This is a genomic window from Dyella koreensis (genome assembly GCF_044904565.1).
Lineage (GTDB): Bacteria > Pseudomonadota > Gammaproteobacteria > Xanthomonadales > Rhodanobacteraceae > Dyella_D > Dyella_D koreensis.
On the sequence record NZ_JADIKD010000009.1, the window covers coordinates 438,625 to 457,993 of the forward strand.

General features: G+C 64.0%; 11 protein-coding genes. 5 read left to right on the forward strand and 6 right to left on the reverse strand.

The window, feature by feature from the left end; translation table 11 throughout:
* Positions 1-4 precede the first annotated feature (4 nt).
* Positions 5-1,060, forward strand: a complete 1,056-nt coding sequence (locus ISS97_RS09335) for a hypothetical protein (protein WP_379985090.1) — start codon at positions 5-7, stop codon at positions 1,058-1,060.
* Between the two features lie 74 nt (positions 1,061-1,134).
* Here ISS97_RS09335 and ISS97_RS09340 read toward each other — a convergent pair whose 3' ends face one another.
* From ISS97_RS09340 to glk, 6 genes are all read right to left on the reverse strand, one after another.
* Positions 1,135-2,892: an alkaline phosphatase gene (locus ISS97_RS09340; RefSeq protein WP_379985089.1), complete on the reverse strand. Its 1,758-nt coding sequence runs from the start codon at positions 2,890-2,892 to the stop codon at positions 1,135-1,137.
* Positions 2,893-3,396: 504 nt separating this feature from the next.
* Positions 3,397-4,467, reverse strand: a complete 1,071-nt coding sequence (locus ISS97_RS09345; protein ID WP_379985088.1) for an acyltransferase family protein — start codon at positions 4,465-4,467, stop codon at positions 3,397-3,399.
* The gene (locus tag ISS97_RS09350) at positions 4,464-6,803 is read right to left on the reverse strand and encodes a beta-N-acetylhexosaminidase (protein ID WP_379985087.1); all 2,340 of its coding nucleotides are present in this window, start codon (positions 6,801-6,803) and stop codon (positions 4,464-4,466) included. Before ISS97_RS09350 ends, ISS97_RS09345 begins: the two co-directional genes overlap by 4 nt.
* Before the next feature lie 98 nt (positions 6,804-6,901).
* The gene (locus tag ISS97_RS09355) at positions 6,902-9,685 is read right to left on the reverse strand and encodes a TonB-dependent receptor (RefSeq protein WP_379985086.1); all 2,784 of its coding nucleotides are present in this window, start codon (positions 9,683-9,685) and stop codon (positions 6,902-6,904) included.
* A gap of 266 nt (positions 9,686-9,951) precedes the next feature.
* Positions 9,952-12,672, reverse strand: a complete 2,721-nt coding sequence (locus tag ISS97_RS09360) for a TonB-dependent receptor (protein WP_379985085.1) — start codon at positions 12,670-12,672, stop codon at positions 9,952-9,954.
* Between the two features lie 102 nt (positions 12,673-12,774).
* A complete protein-coding gene (glk, locus tag ISS97_RS09365) occupies positions 12,775-13,797 on the reverse strand; it encodes a glucokinase (protein ID WP_379985084.1) in 1,023 nt (340 codons plus the stop codon).
* Between the two features lie 822 nt (positions 13,798-14,619).
* On the opposite strand from glk, the gene ISS97_RS09370 reads away from it, so the two are divergent.
* The 4 genes from ISS97_RS09370 (at position 14,620) to nagA (ending at position 19,263) form a co-directional block, all read left to right on the forward strand.
* A complete protein-coding gene (locus ISS97_RS09370) occupies positions 14,620-15,861 on the forward strand; it encodes a sugar MFS transporter (protein ID WP_379985527.1) in 1,242 nt (413 codons plus the stop codon).
* A gap of 109 nt (positions 15,862-15,970) precedes the next feature.
* A complete protein-coding gene (locus ISS97_RS09375) occupies positions 15,971-17,026 on the forward strand; it encodes a LacI family DNA-binding transcriptional regulator (protein WP_379985083.1) in 1,056 nt (351 codons plus the stop codon).
* 42 nt (positions 17,027-17,068) lie between these two features.
* Positions 17,069-18,103 carry an SIS domain-containing protein gene (locus ISS97_RS09380; protein ID WP_379985082.1) on the forward strand — a complete coding sequence of 345 codons (1,035 nt, stop codon included), beginning with the start codon at positions 17,069-17,071 and terminating at the stop codon, positions 18,101-18,103.
* The gene (gene nagA, locus ISS97_RS09385) at positions 18,103-19,263 is read left to right on the forward strand and encodes an N-acetylglucosamine-6-phosphate deacetylase (protein WP_379985081.1); all 1,161 of its coding nucleotides are present in this window, start codon (positions 18,103-18,105) and stop codon (positions 19,261-19,263) included. The genes ISS97_RS09380 and nagA overlap by 1 nt, the downstream gene beginning before the upstream one ends.
* The last annotated feature ends 106 nt before the right edge of the window (positions 19,264-19,369 follow it).

Sequence of the window (19,369 nt, forward strand, 5' to 3'; positions counted from 1 at the left end):
ACCCATGAGCACACCCATCATCACGCGGCGCACCGTACTCAAGGCCGGCGTTGCCCTGGCCGGAGCGCTGGCGCTCGGCGATCTTGGTCTCCAGGCGAAATCTCGCGCCGGCGAACGGCCGACCCTGGTGGTGTTCTGGTTGAATGGCGGGCCGGCCGGCCTGTTCAACAGCGCGGATTCCTTTCTTGCCAACGGCGCGTTCGGCGTCACGCCCAACAATGTTCGCGCCCTGGGCAATGGCCTTTATGTCGACGCCGGCTCAATGGGCATGCTGCCCTCGCCAGCGCTGGCGCATATGGCAGCAATCCCGTTCCGGCACGGGCTCTATTCCCACAATGACTCGCGCGCCGCGGTACTGCAGACAGGTTCGCGCAGCCAGCTGTTGCGCATGGCGGCAGCCATGCCGGATAGCGCGACCCCCTGCGCCATCGTCAACAATCTCGGCCTGCCCGTGGGCGTCTCTGCGAATCCCGCGGCCGAGGGCTCCATCGCCTTCGAACGCATCGAGAAGCTCAATGACGCGCGCCGATCCTTTCCCATGCCGGAGTTCGACGCTATTCGTCATGTCTACGGCGTTCCTGCCGGCAGCATCGCTATCAACGACCAACGTTCGACCTTTGCCAGCGTCGAAGCGCTGATCCACGCGGGGACCGGCGTCATTTTTGCGCAGCCCGCCTACACCGGACGACAGGATCGCCAGTTCGATACGCACAAGGATGACGTGGGGAAGGCCGCGCGCGAGATCATGGCTCCGGTTACGCCATCACTCGTCACCTTCCTCAGCCGCGTCATGGCCATGCCCGGGCGTAATGTGGTGACGCTGCTGACAGGCGAGTTCAGCCGCACCCTGCCCGGATCGGATCACGCGAAAGGCGGGACAGCAACGGTCATCGGCAAGTACGTCAAAACCGGTAGCGCGGGACGTCAGCAGCCTGACGGCTCACCGCCCGAGGATGCGGCCACGCCAGATGGACTCTGGGCATATGTCGCCGCGGCCTTGCGTCTCGGCGAACGCGCGCCCTTCGGCGCCAATCCGCACCCCGAACTGCTGCTGGGATAGCTCGGCGCGGTATAGAACATTGCTAAAGACACCATGACGGCCAGCGATGGGCCGCCATGGCGCCTCGCGAGCTTCTACTGCTTCACCGCAGGCGTATTTACCTGCTTCAGCCATGCCTGATAGGCCGGCCGATCCACCGGCACACCATCGGCATTGCAGCTACCGAGCTTGCACAACTCGGCACGGATCAGCGGCGAGTGCTGCACGATCACGTGGAAGATCGCGTTCTGCTCGATCTCGCCGTGGAAGGCCTGAGCACCCGGGCCATTGGCGAAGACCGCCACATCTTCGCCGCCATGCGTTTCCGCCTTCAGCGGCACGATGGATTCCTGCATGTAGTCAGGATCGGTGGTATCGACCTTACTCAGATCCGGGCGTCCCTTGCTGATGTGCTCGTATTCGCTGGGATTGTGCGGATAGCGCTTGCTGCCTTCCGGCTGGCGGTTGCTGGCGCCGGTGTAGCCCGGGCCGTTGGCGAAGCCGAGCGTGGTGTACGGCTTGCCGGCCGCATCGCGCGCCATGCCTGCGCCACCTTCTTCGTCGTAGCTGTCGGTGTGGCCCTTGACCACATCGAGAATGCCGTTGCCACGCTTGGGATAGCCGGCGAAGGTCATCGTATGCGAGTGATCGGCGGTGACGACGATCAGCGTATCGGCGGGGTCGGTATGTGCCAGCGCCGCCGACACGGCATCGGCGAACGCCGCCGTTTCGTCCAGCGCACGATACGCATTGCCCGCGTGCAGGGCGTGATCGATGCGGCCGCCTTCCACCATCAGGAAGAAACCGTTCGGATTCTGCTTCAGCACTTCGATGGCGCTGGCGGTCATCTCCGCCAGGCTCGGCTCGCCGGCCTTGTCCTTGGCGCGCTCGTGCTCAAAGTTCATATGCGACGGCTCGAACAGGCCAAGCAGGCGCGGCGTATGCGCGAGATCCAGCGCCTTCAGCTGCTTGTCGTTCCACACATACGCACCGCCCGGATGCTTCGCCCTCCACTCCGCGATCAGATCGCGGCCGTCGAGGCGCTGACCCACCTTGTTGGCATATTCCGGATCGGTCTCACCCGCCGGCATGAACTCGGTGCGGCCGCCGCCCATGGCGACGGTGAGGCCGTCGATGGCGGGGAAATCCACCAGCTGTGCGGCGAAATCCTTGCAGCCCTGCGCCTTCGCTTCCGGCGTCAGCTCCGCATCCACTTCCCAGTTGCGCTCCGGCAGATGGCCGTAAGTCGCCGCCGGCGTAGCGTGCGTGATACGCGTGGTGGTGATCGCGCCGGTACTCATGCCCGCCGCCGCCGCCAGCTCCAGCGTGGTCACCAGCTCCTGTCCCTTGCTCGCCGCGCAATCCTGGCGGCGCGGTACCTGCGACACACCGATGAAACCGCCGCGCGTCTTCACGCCCGTCATGATCGCCGTCATCGTGCCCGCCGAATCCGGCGTCTGCTGATCCGTCTCATACGTACGGCTCAACGCACTAAACGGAAACTGCTCGAAACTCAAGCGGTAACTCTCGCCATCCACACCCTTGCGCTGCCCCGCATACACATGCGCCGCCGCAATCGTGGGAATGCTCATGCCATCGCCCAGAAACACAATGACATTCTTCGCCTTCTGCCCCCGCGCATTCGCCTGCGCCGAAGCCTGCACCGCCTGCGCCGCGCCATTGCGGAACCACCACTGCGGCGTTTCGCCATCCGGCCGCTGGATCGCAGGCACATCGATCGCCGCAGCACGCGAACCCTGCGGCGGCGTCACCGCCTGACTCGCACAAGCACTCAGCAAAGCCGTCACAGCGAGCATCAGCCCGCAACGCGCGAGCCGTGGAAGATGATTCATCAGAGAGCCCCTTTCGTCAGCTTGATGTCAGCAAGCGGGCGATGATAGCCCAGGCAAATGTCACTTCGTGACTTCATGCGGGAAGCGGGGAAACGCTATCTCAAGTACTCACCCCTCCCCAACCCTCCCCTGCGAGCAGGGGAGGGGGCAGGAGCAACATCGTTCTGGATCTTCGAGTCCGCAGTGGAGCAGTGAAGGCCTCGAAGAAAACCATCCCGACGTCTGACACTGGAGAAGGCGCCGCTACGAAGCGCACCGCCTGCTCTTCAGGCCATTTCTCTTTGGTTACTTTCTCTTTGGGCCAGCAAAGAGAAAGTGACCCGGACCGCGGCAGCGGTTCGGAAGCCCGCGGCAGACGAGCCAGGGCACGCAGACGCGAAAGTCGAAGCGCACCACTACTGGATGACCAGCTTCGCTGTTGTAAAGCGCCTCCGGCCTGCGCCGGAATGACGGAGTAGGGAGAGATGTCGCAAGGATCGAGCGTTCTCCCGAGGAGAGAGGAAGTCAGAGCTTCAAGTACCAGCGCCGCCTATCCATCACCCAAACAATCACCCACCACACAAAAACAAACACCACCGCAAACGCCAGCGAAGCCACATACGGCCCCGCCACCGGCACCATCCACGAAGCAAACCCCACCCGATAAAGCGGCTCCTGCAAACCCAACCCAGGCAACAGAATCTGCATCAACTCCGACCCCGCATACGCCGCCACCGCATTCACCCCGAACCGCCGCCCCCACGCAGGCCACCCACGCTGATCAACCAGCACATGGAACAGCACCAGCGCCAACATGGCCCACCCACCGGTCCACAACACGAACGACGACGTCCAAAGATTCTTGTTGAGCGGAAACACCAGCGACCACAGCGCACCCAGCGCCAAAGCCATCACGCCGCCGAACAGCAATGCCTTGATCTGCCCCCGGCGCAGCCAGTCCCCGGCCCGCAGACCCAACAGGCAGGTTGCGATGGAAGGCAGTACGCCGAGCAAGCCCTCCGGATCGTGGCCACGCCCGCTCGCCGCATCGATCTGATACACAAAGGGACCGAACACCGCGCTATCAAAGCGGCTGACCACATTGCTCCACGGCTCCAGCGAGCCACCCAGCACCAACAATCCCCAGTAACCCAGCAGGAGCGCGGCGAATGAAGCCCATTGCGCACGTGGGCTCGTATAGATCTCGAACGCGGCCACCGCCGCGAAGCACACGCCGATCCGCTGCAGTACGCCGGGGAAGCGCAGATGCGTGCCGGGCATGATCAGCCACGCCAGCACATTGATCAGCAGGCCGAGCGCCACGATGCGCAGCGCGCGCACCCATGCCGCGCGCATCAGCGATGGGCGATCCGCGCCCTGCTCCAACCGCGGCCCGATCGCCAGCGCCACCGACACACCGACCACAAACAGAAAGAACGGAAACACCAGATCGGTCGGTGTGCAGCCGTTCCATGCCGAATGCTCGAGTGGTGCGAAGACGTGCCCCCAATCGCCCGGGTCGTTCACCAGCAACATCGCGGCCACGGTGCAGCCGCGCAGAGCGTCGACCGAAGCGAGCCGCCCTGTCGCGCTCATTTCACCGTGCTCGGAGTCAGGCTGACACGCTCCAGTCCGTAGAGCGGACCGGTGATGGGCGCGGTGAAGATCAGGCAGAGATCATGCGTACCGATGTGATCCGGCAATCCCGCCGCCAGCGTGAAGCGGCGCGGGTTGGTCGCGGGGTCGGGCAGCGGCATGCTGGCGAGGGCCGGCCCGTCACACGTATCGAGATGCACCACCAGCTCGCCGAACTCGGTCTTCGCCGGGCGCGACACGACCAGCCTGGCTTCGTGGGCCAGTTGATAGTTGCGCTCCAGACGTGCCGCTTCCACGTGAATCGAGGTCACGCCATCCAGACGCGCCTGCGGGAAGAACTGGCAGGTATCGAATACGTTGATGCTGTAGGCAGGCGCAAGGGTGGTCGCGTCCGGCGTGGGCTGCACGCGGAGGCGGAAATCGCTGCCGGGGCAGTTCGGCAACTCTGCGCTTTCGCGACTGAGCAGGCTGACAGCGTCGAGTACGCGGCTGCGCGGCGCGGCGAGCGGCCGGCCTTGCCCATCCAGCGCTACCGCGCGCACGGTCGCCGGCAGGCTGGTTTCGAACGGCCCCTGATAAAGCGGGGATTGTGCCGTCGGCGTGCTGTTGTCGAGCGTGTAGTGCAGCTCACCGTAAGCGGCCTGGTTGGCCAGCGTCACCCTAGCCTTGCCGCTGACGAGCGCCGCGTTGCGGTCCACCTCGATCGACGGCGCGAATGCGCTATCCGCATAAACGATGCCTTGCGCACGGTAGCGGGCCAGCTGTGTCGGCATGCGCGTGAGGAAGCCGGACCAGTCGCGTGCGGACGCTGGCGACCACAGTACCTCCGACAACGCATCAAGGCGCGGGAATACCGCGTGCTGCACATGTGTGGCGCTCGGCATGTGTTCGGTCCACACATTGGCCTGCGCACCGAGTACGTGCGCGGCCTGCTGCGCGGTGAGTTCCTTGGGCACGGGCTCGAAGGCGTAGACGCTGGCGAGATCGCGCACCGGAATGCGGCCAGTGGTTTCGTCGGCGCGGTCGCTCTGCAACTGATCGAAATACAGATCCGGCGCGGGCGAGGAGACCACGTCATGGTCCTTCTGCGCTGCCTCGATGGCGCCCTTGACGCCACGCCATGACATCACCGTAGCACTCGCCGGCACACCGCCTTCGAGAATTTCGTCCCAGCCGATCAGGCGGCGGCCGTGCGCCTGCAGATAGCGGCCGACGCGGGCGATGAACCAGCCTTGCAACGCGTTCTCGTCCTTCAGCCCCAGCGCGTGCATCTTCGCCTGCACCGCTGGCGAGGCCTGCCACTGGTCCTTCACTGCTTCGTCGCCACCGAGGTGGATGTAGCACGACGGGAACAACGCCATCACTTCATCGAGCACATGGTCGATGAAGGCGAACGTGGCATCGTCGACGTTGTAGAGATAGGTGTTGACGCCCCAGTCCGGCGAGACAGGCGGACGCTTGCCGGTAACGCCCAGCTCCGGATACGCCGCCACGGCGGCCTGCGCATGGCCGGGCATGTCCAGCTCGGGCACCACGGTGATGTGGCGCTCGGCGGCATAGGCCACGATGGCGCGGATGTCGTCCTGCGTGTAATAGCCACCGTAGCGTGACGGCTCGCCGTCGCGGCTGGCATCGGGTGGCGTGCGCCACGCGCCGATGCGAGTGAGTTCGGGATAGCGCTTGATCTCGATGCGCCAGCCCTGATCGTCGGTGAGATGCCAGTGCAGCACGTTGAGTTTGTGCAGCGCCATCTGATCGAGCAGCGCGCGGATCTCGTCGACGCTCTGGAAATGGCGCGCGGAATCCAGCATCAGGCCGCGCCAACGAAAACGCGGCGCGTCTTCGATATGCAAGGCGGTCAGTTCGACCGGACCGTGCGCTTCGTTCTGCGTCAGCAGCTGCCACAGCGTCACGGCGCCGTGGAAAAGTCCCGCGTCATCGCCTGCGTGAATGCGCACGCCCTTGGCATTGACATCGAGTGTGTAGCCTTCGGCCGGCGTGCCCGCTTTGCTGTCGCGCTTGAGCACGATCGCTTTCGCCGTACCGGCGCTGTCGGCGATACGCAGATCGAGTCCGCGGCTCTGTTTGAGTTGTGCCGCCAGGTAGGTCGCGATGCTTTTGGCCGCGGCATCGTTGCGGTCGACCACGATGACGGTATCGGCATCGATAGTCAGCGATCCCGCCGACCTTGTCAGCTTGGCTGGCATCGGGATGAGTGACAGCGAAGCCGATGGTGGCGCCGGTTGGGCGCCGTCGCCGGCCGCGAGGGCCGTGGTGGAAAGGAGTGCCAGAGTGGCGAGCAGCAGTGTTCTGCTGAAACGGTTTGCAAGAGTCACCGGACATCCTTCCTTTGATCGAATCACCGCCCCATCTTAAAGAGGGGCCCGGACAAAGTCCGGGCCCAATTGGGGAGGTTTGTTGCTCAGTTTGCCACTTACAGCTTGAAGCGCAGGTTCACGTAGTACTGGCGGCCATTGACGTAGAACGCCGACGGCTGGCGGCCATATGCCGGATTGACCGTGTAGTACTTCAACTTCGGGTTGTTGAGGTTCATGGCGTCGAACGAGAGCGCCATCCACTCGTTGATGTTGTAGCCCAGCGAGAATGCGAGGTTGCCGATACCTGCCTGGTAGAAGGTATCGGTACGGCTCACGCCATCGAAGAACGACGAACGGTAGGTGTAACTCAGACGGGCGTTGAACAGGCTGTTCTCGAAGTAACCCGACACGTTGTAGGTGTGCTTCGAGGTGCCCTGCAGCGGCTTGTTGCCGTCAGCATGGCCGCTGGCGTAGGTGTAGTTGGTCTGCACACCGAAGTTCTCGCCGATCGGCTGGATGTAGTTCAGCTCCACGCCCTTGACGTTGCCGTTGGTATTGGACGGAACGCTGACCTGGTAGTTGGAGAAAACATCATGCCCGGCGTTGTTGCTGGCCTGCTGATCCTTGAACAGGATGTTCTGGTTGGCGAAGGTTACGTAGTCGCTCAACTGCATGGTGTACACGCCGGCCGATACCAGGCCGCGCGGTGCGAAATACCACTCCATCCCCGCATCGAAGTTGGTGGCGATCAGCGGCTTCAACTGCGGGTTGCCGCCGCTGCCGGTGTGGGTCAGGTCATCCAACGAGACCGAGCCAGCCAGGGCTGAATAATCCGGACGGGTCATCGTCTGCGACGCGGCGAAGCGCGCCAGCAAATCGTCGGTAAGGTTGAACTTGAAGTTCACGCTGGGCAGCACTTTGCCGTAGCTGTGCTTGTACACGTTCTTGTAGTAGTCGCCGAACGCCGAACCGGTGATCGGAACCGACGAGCTGTACTGCGTCGCAACCGGGGTGTTGTAGGTGATGTTTTCCTTGGTGTCGACGTAACGCACGCCAAAGTTGCCGCTCCAGCGATCGCCACTGAAGTTGGCCTGCAGATACAGTGCCGTGTCTTTCTCGTTGACCTTGTACAGATCCGGCCAGTAGAACCGCGCTACCGGGTCGCGGTTGGCATACTTGGCGTTGAATGCGGCCAGCGCACCCGGGCTGTAGAACCACACCGGACCCGGGGCATTGACGCCAAGATCGCTGTTGAAGCTGCTGGGATAGTGCTGGAACGATTGCGGATAGTTGGCCGGATTCGTCCAATCTCCCTTCGGACCCTGGGCGATTTCACTCTTGCTCTCGCGCGTGTGGTCGGAATAGCGCACGCCGAAATCCAGCGACGACAGAAAGAACTTGGAATCGTCGAAGGCCAACGAGCCATCGGCCTGGTAGAAGTTCTCCTTGTCCTTCACGTGGATGTCCTGGCCACCGAAGATCCAGCCCTGGGAAGGCAGGATGCCGGATGGGGAACTGTTGTCACCGCCCATGCCCCAGTTGGTCGGCGAGCCGGTACCACGCATAGCCCAGTTGGCGCCTGCACCGGCGCCAAAGCCGAGCTCGCTTACATCCTGAGTCGGACTGTCACCCTTACCTTGAGTGGTGCCTATCTGGCCGGTGAAGGTCAGGTGGTCAGTAGCGCGCCAGTCGGCATCCAATGTGGTGTACGCGGATGATGAAGAGGCTTTCGGACGCGAGATCATGTCGTACACACCGTAGGGCGTGTCCTTGCACAACGTGCCGCTGGCAGCATCGCAAACATCGGTCGGGCCAGGCGCCGCGAAGTTCGCATTGGTAAGAACGTTATTCTTGACCTGATAACCCGATTGCAGACCGGCACCGCTCGGCACGAACTTGCTCGCCCACATCATGTAGTTGCGGTTGTAGTTGTCGGCCTTGAGCTTGGAGTAGAAGCTGTTGAGGTTCAGGGTCAGGTTGTCGAGCGGTTTCCACTGCAGATCGATCGCGCCACCTTTGCGCTCACGCGTCTGGGTGAAGAAGGTCTGGCCGGTTTCGTTCGGGTAGTAGACGCCGGCGAGGTCCGGATGCGCGACAGCGATCGGATCCTTGGCGCCGATCTGGTTGTAGCCACCGACGATTTCCTGGCCGTTGCGCTGCAGGCTGCGCTTCTCGTAGAACGCCTGGGCCATCACACCGAAGGTGTTGTCGTTGTTCTTCCAGTTGACCAGACCGCTGAACTGCGGCTTGGTGTCACCCGGCAGATCCGCATAGACGCCGCCGATCGATGCTTCAGCCGTCAGCGGCTTGGCGAACTCCAGCGGCTTGCGGGTAATGATGTCGACCGTGCCCGCGCTGCCGCCTTCCTGCAGCTTGGCTTCGGACGATTTGTGCACGACCACTTCGCTGACGATCTCCGACGGCAGCAGGCTGTAGCTCACGCTGCGGCCCACGGTCTGCACCTGGCTCAACACGAACCAGTCGCCGGTGCCCACGGTGTGACCGTTGACCAGGGTTTGCGTCATGCTGGGGTTGGTGCCGCGCAGACTCACGCGGTCGCTTTCGTCAAAGCCGCCTTCGGTGGCGCTGGACGAGCTGATGTTGACGCCCGGCAGGCGCTGCAGCGTGTCGGCCACGTTCTTGGCGGGCAGCTTGCCGATGTCTTCGGCCGTGATCACTTCGACGTGTGAATTGGCTTCTTTCTTCAGGTTCAGCGATTCGGCTTCGCTGTCGCGGATGCCGACGACGGTGACCTGACCGAGTTCTTTGGCCTTGGCGCGATCCGCCTTGGTCTGCTGCTGCGTCGTACTGGTCGTGCCGGCATCCTGGCCATAGGCCGTGCCGGTGATACAGAGACTGGCGATGATGCTGGCTGCAAGTAGTGTTCTGCGATACGACATGGTGTCCCCCCCTCAGAGGCGCTTGGAATGGCGGATGGTTGGGCGTCCTGCCTGATGTGCTCTGACCGTGTTGCCGCCCGCCTTCGCGTTCCGATGGCGGGTTTTGCATTGCCGCCGCTCCCCTCCCAAGGACGCACGACGGAACGCGGTGGTGCTTAGCCGAACCTTCCGTGCAATAGCTCCAGACTCGTCGGAAGCCTTACCGCCCGCCCCGTTCGAATCACGCAAGGCCATCCCTGGCCTCGCGCGTTTTTCATCACCTGCGCTTACAGATTCACGTGGACGGTGGCCATGTAGCGGCGGCCCGTCGTGTACTCGGCAACCGGCAGATCCTTGGTCGCCAGGTACTGGGTGTACTTGGAATTGAGCAGGTTCATCGCATCCAGCGAGAGCGAGATGTTGTCGGTGATCTTGTAGCCGAGCGACGCGCCCAGATCCTTGTAGCTGCCGGTGGTGGCCGGCGGCGCACCGGCGATGTAGCCACCCGCGAGGTAGCTGCTGCGCCAGTTGTAGGTGAGGCGTGCGCTGAACGGACCCTTCTCGTAGTACGGACTCAGCGAGTACGAATTCTTCGAGCTGTACGGCAGCGCGCCGCCGCTGGCGAGCGTGGCATCGGCGTAGGTGTAGTTGGCCACCAGGCCGAAACCGGTATCGAACAGCGGCTGCTGATAGCTGACGCTGAAGCCCTTCACCTTGCCCGCACCGGTGTCGCGCGGGCGGCTCACCGAGTAGCCGCAGAAACCGTCGGCCGTGCACAGACCCTGCGTGACCTGCTTGGCGAAGGTGGCCGGATCGTTGTCCTTGGCCGAGTTGTAGTGCTGCTCGATCGCGGAGTTGATGAAGATGTAGTTGCTGATGTCCTTGTAGAAGCCGGTCAGGGCCAGCACCGACTGCGGCGCGAAGTACCACTCCGCGGACACCGAGTAGTTGTTCGACTTGTACGGATTGAGCTTGGCGTTGCCGCCCGAACCCGTCAGCACCGAGTCGTTGAGGAACAGGTTGTTCACCTGCATGTTGTACGGCGCGCGGGCGATGACCTTGGCGGCGGCGAAGCGCAGCACGATCGAATCCGTCACGTCATACGACAGGTTCAGCGACGGCAGGAAGTCGTTGTGCGTGGTGGACACCGTCTGGTACCAGCTGGACGGCGGCGGGTAGATCGGCACGCCGCTGTAGTTGTAGCCGCTGGCGTCGTCCACGGTGTGCACGTAACGGCCGCCGAGGTTGCCGCGGAACGGGCCGGAACCGAAATCGATCTGCGCGTAGCCCGCCCAGGTCTTCTCGACGATCTTCCAGGTGCCGTTGACGAACGAACCCGGGTCGTTGTTGCCGCCGTTGGTGGCACGCACCCATGCCCACTCCTTGGCCGGATCGGGCTGCACGTGGTGCTTGGCGCCATCCATCATGCCGGAGAAGTCGCTCAGCGTATCGGAGAGGCCCAGCGTGCCGAGATTGGCGAGCGAGATGGCGCCATTGGGTCCGTAGACATGCTGTTCCATGCTCTCTTCGTGGCGGTTGTAACGCGCGCCGACGAGCAAGGTATTGACGAAACCGTCGAAGTCCTTGGTGAAATCAAGCTGCGCGTACTGATCCTTCGCACTGGCCTTGAACACACCGTAGTTGCCCGGCCAGCCGCCGAGTCCCGGAGCGTCGCCCATGTGCCAGTTGGCCGGATTGGCGGCTGCCGCCGGGCTATCGAACGAGAAGCCCTTGCGGATATCCCAGGTGTAGCCACCGCCGTACACCGGCTCCATCGCCACCTGCGACATGTCGTTGTTGTCGGCCTTGCTGTAGCCGGCCGCACCGCCGATGCTCCAGCCGTCACCGTGATAGGTGGACTTGAGATCGAACGCGGTGGTCTTCACCACTGACTTGCGGATGTTGCTGTCGAGCGTGCCCTGGGCGATGTCGGGGCAGGTCGGGTCATCGAACTTGCCGCAGACATGGCCGCTGGTCACCACGCCGTTGCCACCCTGGTTGAAGCCGGTGATCTGGCCCGGTGTGGCGTGGGTGAACGGATACAGCGACTGATTCCAGTTGTTGAAGTTCTCGCGAACGAACAGGCTGTTGAAGTCGATGTCCCAGTGCTCGTTCGGCTTGAACTGCGCGCCCAGCGTGACGGTGTCGCGCTTGCGGGTCTGCTGGAAGAAGGCCGAGTTGATTTCGTCCGGCACCTTCGCGTTCGGGTTGAGCGAACCGTTGGCGATGCCGGCGGCGACAGCCGGGCTGCTGGCGTAGTCGGAGACCGGGTGGTAACCGAAGATCTCGATGCCCTGGCGGTCGATCTTCTCTTCGAAGTGCTGCGCCGAAGCGATGATGCCGAAGGTCTTGGCGTCGTTCTTCCAGCTGTACAGCACCGAGGCGGACGGCCGCTGCTTGCTGGCCTGGTCGTTGTAGTTCACGCCGAACGAACCGCGCAGCGTGTTGGCCGGCAGGTCGAGCGGCTGCAGGGTATGCAGCAGGATGGTGCCGCCCAGGCTGCCTTCCGGCAGGCGGGCTTCGGGGCTCTTGTACACCTCGAGGCGGCCGACCACTTCCGGCGCCAGCATGGTGAAGTCGAAGCCACGGTTCGGCTGTGCGCCGTACTGCCACGGCGTCTGCGAAATCGGCTGGCCGTTGAGGAAGGTCAGGTTGAGGCTGGGATCGGTGCCGTCGATGCTGACGCGGTCACCCTGGCCGAACTGACGGTCGATGGTCACGCCCGGGATCAGCGCCATCGCTTCGGCGACGTTGGTGTTCGGAAACTTGCCGATGTCTTCGGCGGTGACCGCTTCGATCACCGCGTCTGCATTGCGCTTGGTATCCAGCGACTGCTGCAGGCTGGCACGGATGCCGGTAACGGTGACGGCCTGCAGCTCGGTGGCCTTGGCCTCTTCCGCGCTCTTCGGCTTGGTGCTGGTCTGTGTGCTGTCCTGCGCGTGCAATGCCCCGGCCATACAGAGGCTGGCGATGATGCTCGCGGCGAGCAAAGTTCTGCGGTGTGACATGTGCTTACTCCCTCAAAGGCTTGACCGCCGGAGATCCTTGTGGGGTATCCATGACGGTGTGACTGGCGGGGCGGGGAGCCCTGCTCCTGGATGCTGCGATGACTACTGCGTGGTGCTGTCTCCTGGCTGGGTGCTGTACCCATCCAGGTACATGCCGGCCGCGCCGATCACGCCGAGCTGGCCGTGTTCCATCAGGCGAACGGGAACCTGCTGCAAGAAGGCACGCATCACCCCCTTGTTGAAGAAGCGCTGCTTGAACGAACTGGTGGCCAGCACGTCGCGGATCTGCGGCAGGATGCCGCCGGCGAGAAACACGCCGCCGCGCGCGCCGTAGAGCAGCGTGAGATCGCCGACGAAACTGCCGAGCAGACCGCAGAAGACATCGAGCGCCTCGACCGCGGCCTCGTCGCTGCGCTCCAGCGCGGCGCGCGTCACGTCGCTCGGGCGCACCAGCGTCGCCGCGCTATTGCGCAGCGTGCTGATGGCGCGATAGAGATTGAGCAGGCCCGGGCCGGACAGCGCGTGCTCGAAGGAGACATAGGGACGCTCTTTCGCCAGCTCGCGCAGGATTGCGATCTCGCGCTCGTTGCCCGGCGACAGCGCGATCTGCCCTGCTTCGGTCGCCAGCACGGTGGCGTGCGGCTTGCCCGGCAACAGCACCGCCGAACCAAGGCCGGTGCCAGGACCCATCACCAGCACCGGACCGTTCGCGGGTGGGCCTTCGGCTTCGATCACCGGCGTGGTGTCGGCCTGGGCCAGGAACTGGGTGGCGTAAGCCACCGCTTCAAAGTCGTTGATCACCGCGAGCTGGCGGATGCCGAGGCTGTCGCGGATATCGCGGATCGACACCGGCCAGGGCAGGTTGTCGTTGACGATGGCGTCGCCCAGCACGTAACCGGCGCTGGCGACGGCGCAGCGATCCACGTGCACCGAGTTGCCGAGATGGCTGACGAAATCCTTGAGGACAGCGGTCAGGCTGGGCCATTCCGCGCAGGCATAGCGGTGGTACTGCAGCACCGTGACCGGACGCGTACCGTCCGGGTGCTGGCTTACCAGACCGATGCGCGCGTGCGTGCCGCCGACGTCCGCCGCCAGGAAAGGCATGCCCTGAAAGAGCCTGTTCATGGTCTCCCCGTAGCCCGCGTTGTCGTTGAATGGCTGTCAGGTGGTAGCGCGTGGCGCAGCGCCTGGCTGGCTGCCAGGCCAAGCCGCGCGCTGCCGCATGGCGGCCATTCAACGACAACCCGAAGGGCCGGGTCTGTTTGCCCGCATGGCGGCGTCATCGCTCGGTCGTGTACGGACGTACACTCCCTCACTCTTCCTTGCCCTGCGCGCAAACAGATCCCGGCGCGGGCCACGGGGAGACCATGAACAGGCTCTAATGCGCCCCTCTGCACGCTGCCGTGGTTGGCCAGTTCCGCCACAACCTCTCCCCTCTCAATGTGGACGCCGTCATGCGGACGTCATGCTGTTGTCAAACAGCCCCCGATTTCGGCCGGAGTCTGGTAACGGATGACAACGTTGTCAACTGGTCAAATTTCCTAGTCACCGCCCGGACTTTTCGCGACGCAGCAAAGCCCCTTGGAAGGGCAAGAAACTGCGTTTGTGAAAAGCCCGTCAAAGCCAGCAGGAAAGCCGGTTAGCACGGTTTTTGCCAGCTTCGATGCGGGTTTGCCGCGCTGCGCCACGGGTGCTGGCGGGACGGGCCGGACTGTGCCGAAAAGCATGGCCCCCGGAATGTCCAATGGGTCATGGCAATTGACAACGTTGCTAGTTAGCGCGGATAAATCGATCCGGGGGCGACGCGGCCAGCGAGCCGTCCGTCGACAACAGGCAACACGAAAACAGCGCCAGAATGGCCCTTCGTGGCAGCCCACAGAACACTCGGGGAGTTTAGGTATGTCGTCCACAACGCTTGCCGCCGGCGAGCAACCAACGTCGAGCAGCATGCTGCCGATGCTGATCATCGGCGTGCTGTTTTTCATTTTCGGTTTTGTCACCTGGCTCAACGGGCCGCTGATCACCTTCGTCAAGCTGGCTTTCGACCTGGACGACGTCAACGCCTTCCTGGTGCCGATGGCGTTCTATCTCTCCTATTTCTTCCTGGCCCTGCCCTCGTCATGGGTGCTGCGCCGCACTGGCATGAAGAAGGGCATGGCGCTCGGGTTGTTCGTGATGGCGCTGGGCGCGGTGCTGTTCGGGCAGTTCGTGACCATGCGCGTGTATCCGGGCGCGCTCACCGGGCTGTTCGTGATCGGCGCCGGCCTTTCGCTGCTGCAGACCGCATCGAATCCGTACATCAGCATTCTTGGCCCGATCGACAGCGCGGCGCAGCGCATCGCTTTCATGGGCATCTGCAACAAGGTGGCCGGTGCGCTGGCTCCGGTGGTGTTCGGCTGGCTGGTGTTGAACGGCATCGACACCTTCGACCAACAGGTGAAGGCAGCGCCAAGTCCTGAAGCGCGCGAAGCGCTGCTCAATACCTTCGCCGCCAAGGTGCACATGCCATACATGGTGATGGCCGGCCTGCTGGTGCTGTTGGCCGTGTGGGTCGTGCGCTCCGCGCTGCCGGAAGTGAAACCGTCCGGCGCCAATGCCGAGGCCGAGATCGGTCATGGCGAAGGCAGCATCTTCAGCTTTCCGCATCTGTGGCTGGGCGTGGTGTGCCTGTTCGTTTACGTCGGCGTCGAAGTGATGGCGGGCGATGCGATCGGCACTTACGGCCGCGGCTTCGACCTGCCGCTGGACGCGACCAAACACTTCACCTCGTACACGCTGATCGCCATGCTCGCCGGTTATGTGGCCGGCCTGGTGCTGATCCCGAAAATCGTTTCGCAGCAGGCTTACCTGGCGGTGTCGGCGGTGCTCGGTGTGCTGTTTACGCTCGGCGCCTATCTCACCCACGGCTACGCCTCGGTGGCCTTTGTGGCGGCGCTCGGTTTCGCCAACGCCATGATGTGGCCGGCGATCTTCCCGCTCGCGATCAAGGGCCTGGGCCGTCACACCGAAGCCGGCTCGGCTTTGCTGATCATGGGTATCGCCGGCGGTGCGCTGATTCCGCAAGCCTTCGTGCACCTGAAGCAGTACTTCGATTTCCAGCTGGTCTTCATGGCGCTGATGGTGCCTTGTTACCTGTACATCCTCTTTTACGGACTGCGCGGCCATCGGGTGGGCCAGCACGCCCACTGATAGACGCTTTGGCGGGGCCTGATCGTCATGGCCCCGCGTCATGGCCCCGCAACCACCCGCCCGATCCGCTGGGCTACGATGGTCTACCGTTTCTCCGGAGTTTCCCGCGTTGCGCAACCCCACCATCAAGGACGTCGCCAAGTGGTCCGGCGTCTCGCTGAAAACGGTCTCCCGCGTGATCAACCGGGAAGCCTCGGTGCGTACCGACACGCGCGAAAAAGTGGAGCGTGCGATCGAGGCGCTGGGCTATCAGCCCAACCCCTCCGCACGCGGCCTGCGCAGCACGCACGCCTATGCCATCGGCCTGGTCTACGACAACCCGAACGCGCACTACGTGATCAGCATGCAGGACGGCGTGCTGTCGGCGTGCCGCGAGCGCGGCTTCGGCCTGCAGATCCACCCATGCGATTCCACTTCGCCCGGCCTCGCCGACGAGTTGTGCTCGCTGGTGGAACGCAACCGGCTCGCCGGTCTCGTGCTGGCGCCGCCGATGTCGGAGCAGGCCGACTTGGTCGCCACCTTGATGGAACAGGGCATCAGCTTCGTGCGCATCATTTCCTCGCGCGAGGATCCGCATGACGGTTCGCCCTGCGTCTACGTGGACGACCGCAGCGCGGCCTATGCGATCACCGAACACCTGATCCAGCTCGGCCACAAGCGCATCGGTTTCCTGTGGGGCGAACCGCATCACCGTTCGAGTCCCGAGCGCTATCAGGGTTATGCCAATGCGCTGAAGGATTACGGCATCGCGCTCGACAAGAAGCTGGTGTTGCCGGGCCGCTATGCCTTCGACGACGGCTTCCGCGGCGCGCGCAAACTGCTCGCGCTGAAGGATCCGCCCACCGCGATCTTCGGCAGCAACGACGAGATTGCCGCCGGCGTGCTTGCCGCGGCGCGCTCCAGCGGACTGGACGTGCCGTGGGATCTGTCCATCGCCGGCTTCGAGGACAGCCCGTTCTCCAAGCAGGCCTGGCCGGCGCTGACCACTGCGCGCCAGTCCACCAGCGAGATCGGCCGCCATGCCGCTCTGCATCTGATGGCCGACCTGCAGCGCGAGACCGGCGAGTCGAATGGCGCGCCGTCCAATGAATGTTTCATCCCCGAACTGGTGGTACGCGGTTCCACCGCCCCACCGCAAAACAACACCCCGCCGCGCAAAACTTGAGGGCATACGCCCCGCGGCACACATGCATCGAGAACGCTACACATGAAGCAAGCCAGTGACACCCTGATGTTCCGCGAGGCCCACGAGGCCGCCGACGTCATCGAACGCCAGCTCCGCGACAATGACGCCGTGCTGAAAGCGCTCGGCGAACGGCTACGCGCCAACCCGCCGCGGTTCATCGTCACTTGTGCGCGCGGCAGTTCCGATCATGCGGCGGCCTACGCCAAGTATGTGTTTGAAACCCGGCTGGGTTTGATCACCGCATCGGCCTCGCCGTCGATCTCGTCGATCTACGACGCCGACCTCAAGCTCGACGGCGCGCTGTTCATCGCCATCTCGCAATCCGGCAAGAGCCCCGACCTGTTGCGCAGCGCGCAGGCCGCGAAGGATGCCGGCGCACTGGTGCTGGCGATGGTCAATGTGGAGGACTCGCCGCTGGCCGCACTGGCCGATACGGTGATCCCGCTGAAGGCCGGCCCGGAAATGAGCGTGGCCGCCACCAAGAGCTACCTCGCTACGCTCGCGGCGATCCTGCAGCTCACTGCGCACTGGAGCAATGACGCCTCGCTGCACGCCATCGTGGCGCGCCTGCCAGCCGATCTGCGCAAGAGCTGGAGCGGTGACTGGAGCGCCTTGGTCGACGGTCTCTACGACACGCAGAACCTGTTTGTGGTGGGCCGTGGCTACGGTTTCGGCGCGGCGCTGGAAGTCGCGCTCAAGCTCAAGGAAACCTGCGGCCTGCACGCCGAAGCGTTCAGCGCGGCGGAAGTGAAGCACGGTCCGATGGCGCTGGTCGGCGACGGTTTCCCGGTGCTGTTCTTCGCCCAGGACGACGGCACCCTCGACAACACCATCGCCGTCGCCAATGAATTTCGCGCTCGCGGCGCACGCGTATTCGTGGCGGCACCGGGCGTCGACGTACCGGATACCTTGCCGCTGCCGGCGGGTATCGATCCGATCGTGACGCCGCTGCTTGCTGTGCAAAGTTTCTATCGTGCCGCCAGTGCGCTCGCGCTCGCACGCGGCTACGATCCGGACGTACCGCCGCATCTGCGCAAGGTGACGGAGACCATGTGATGAATGCCGAACAGCCCTTGCTTGCCCTGGTCAACGGCCGCGTCCTCACCGATCACGGTGTACTGGACGACCTGGCGGTGCTGGTGCGCGGCGAGCGCATCGAAGCCGTCGCCCTCGCCGCCGACAAGCGCGTCGCCACAGCGCAGCAGCACGACCTGCAAGGCAAGCTGCTGCTGCCGGGCTTTATCGATGTACAGGTCAACGGTGGCGGCGGCTTGCTGTTCAACGCCGCACCTACCGTCGATACCCTGCGCGGCATCGCCGCCGCGCATCGCAAGTTCGGCACGACCGGCCTGTTGCCCACGCTGATCACCGACACCGCCGACGTGATGTACGCCGCGCTCGCCGCTGTCGATGCGGCCATCGCCGAAGGCGTGCCCGGCATCCTCGGCATCCACCTGGAAGGCCCCTTCCTCGCACCCGCGCGCAAGGGCATCCACGACATGAACCTGTTCCGCGCACCCGATGCCCGCGACATCGCTGCGCTCGCCGCCAAACATCGCGGCGTGGTGATGATGACCCTGGCACCCGAGCGCGTCGAACTGGAAACCATCAGCCAGCTCGCCGAAGCCGGTGTGATCGTCGTCGCCGGCCACACCGCTGCCGACTACGACACCACGCGCGCCGCACTCGACGCCGGCGTGCGCGGCTTCACCCATCTCTATAACGCGATGACACCGCTCGGCAGCCGCGACCCTGGCGTCGTCGGCGCAGCGCTGGACGATCCGCACAGCTGGTGCGGGCTGATCGTCGATGGCCATCACGTGAATCCCGTCAGCCTGCGCATCGCCATCGCGGCGAAGGCACGCGGCAAGAGCGTACTGGTCACCGACGCGATGCCGCCGGTGGGCTCCGATGATCCCAGCTATGTGCTCAACGGTCAGACCATCGTTGCGCGCGACGGCATCTGCCAGAGCGATGAGGGCGTACTCGCCGGCTCCGCGCTGGATATGGCGACCGGTGTGCGCAACCTGGTGAACATGGTGGGGCTGCCGTTGGCCGAGGCGTCGCGCATGGCGAGCAGCTATCCCGCCGCGTGGCTGGGGCTGGATCGCGAGCAGGGGCGCATCGTTGCCGGGCAGCGTGCGGACTTCGCTGTGCTCGATGATGATCTTTATGTGCGAGAGACCTGGGTCGGCGGCGTCCATTACGCTGCCTGATTAAGCAGATGCCTTGTCCTTTGTGGTTGCGACAATCGTTGCGCTATCGCGACCTGGCCGCTTATGCAGCGGGCATTTCGGACGCCTGCCGGCGCCCGAGTCACTT

Bases quoted from the DNA above. Each gene is read 5' to 3' on its own strand.
- ISS97_RS09335 (WP_379985090.1), top strand. From the start codon at position 5: ATGAGCACACCCATCATCACGCGGCGCACCGTACTCAAGGCCGGCGTT.
- ISS97_RS09340 (WP_379985089.1), bottom strand. From the start codon at position 2,892: ATGAATCATCTTCCACGGCTCGCGCGTTGCGGGCTGATGCTCGCTGTG.
- ISS97_RS09345 (WP_379985088.1), bottom strand. From the start codon at position 4,467: ATGAGCGCGACAGGGCGGCTCGCTTCGGTCGACGCTCTGCGCGGCTGC.
- ISS97_RS09355 (WP_379985086.1), bottom strand. From the start codon at position 9,685: ATGTCGTATCGCAGAACACTACTTGCAGCCAGCATCATCGCCAGTCTC.
- ISS97_RS09360 (WP_379985085.1), bottom strand. From the start codon at position 12,672: ATGTCACACCGCAGAACTTTGCTCGCCGCGAGCATCATCGCCAGCCTC.
- glk (WP_379985084.1), bottom strand. From the start codon at position 13,797: ATGAACAGGCTCTTTCAGGGCATGCCTTTCCTGGCGGCGGACGTCGGC.
- ISS97_RS09370 (WP_379985527.1), top strand. From the start codon at position 14,620: ATGCTGCCGATGCTGATCATCGGCGTGCTGTTTTTCATTTTCGGTTTT.
- ISS97_RS09380 (WP_379985082.1), top strand. From the start codon at position 17,069: ATGAAGCAAGCCAGTGACACCCTGATGTTCCGCGAGGCCCACGAGGCC.
- nagA (WP_379985081.1), top strand. From the start codon at position 18,103: ATGAATGCCGAACAGCCCTTGCTTGCCCTGGTCAACGGCCGCGTCCTC.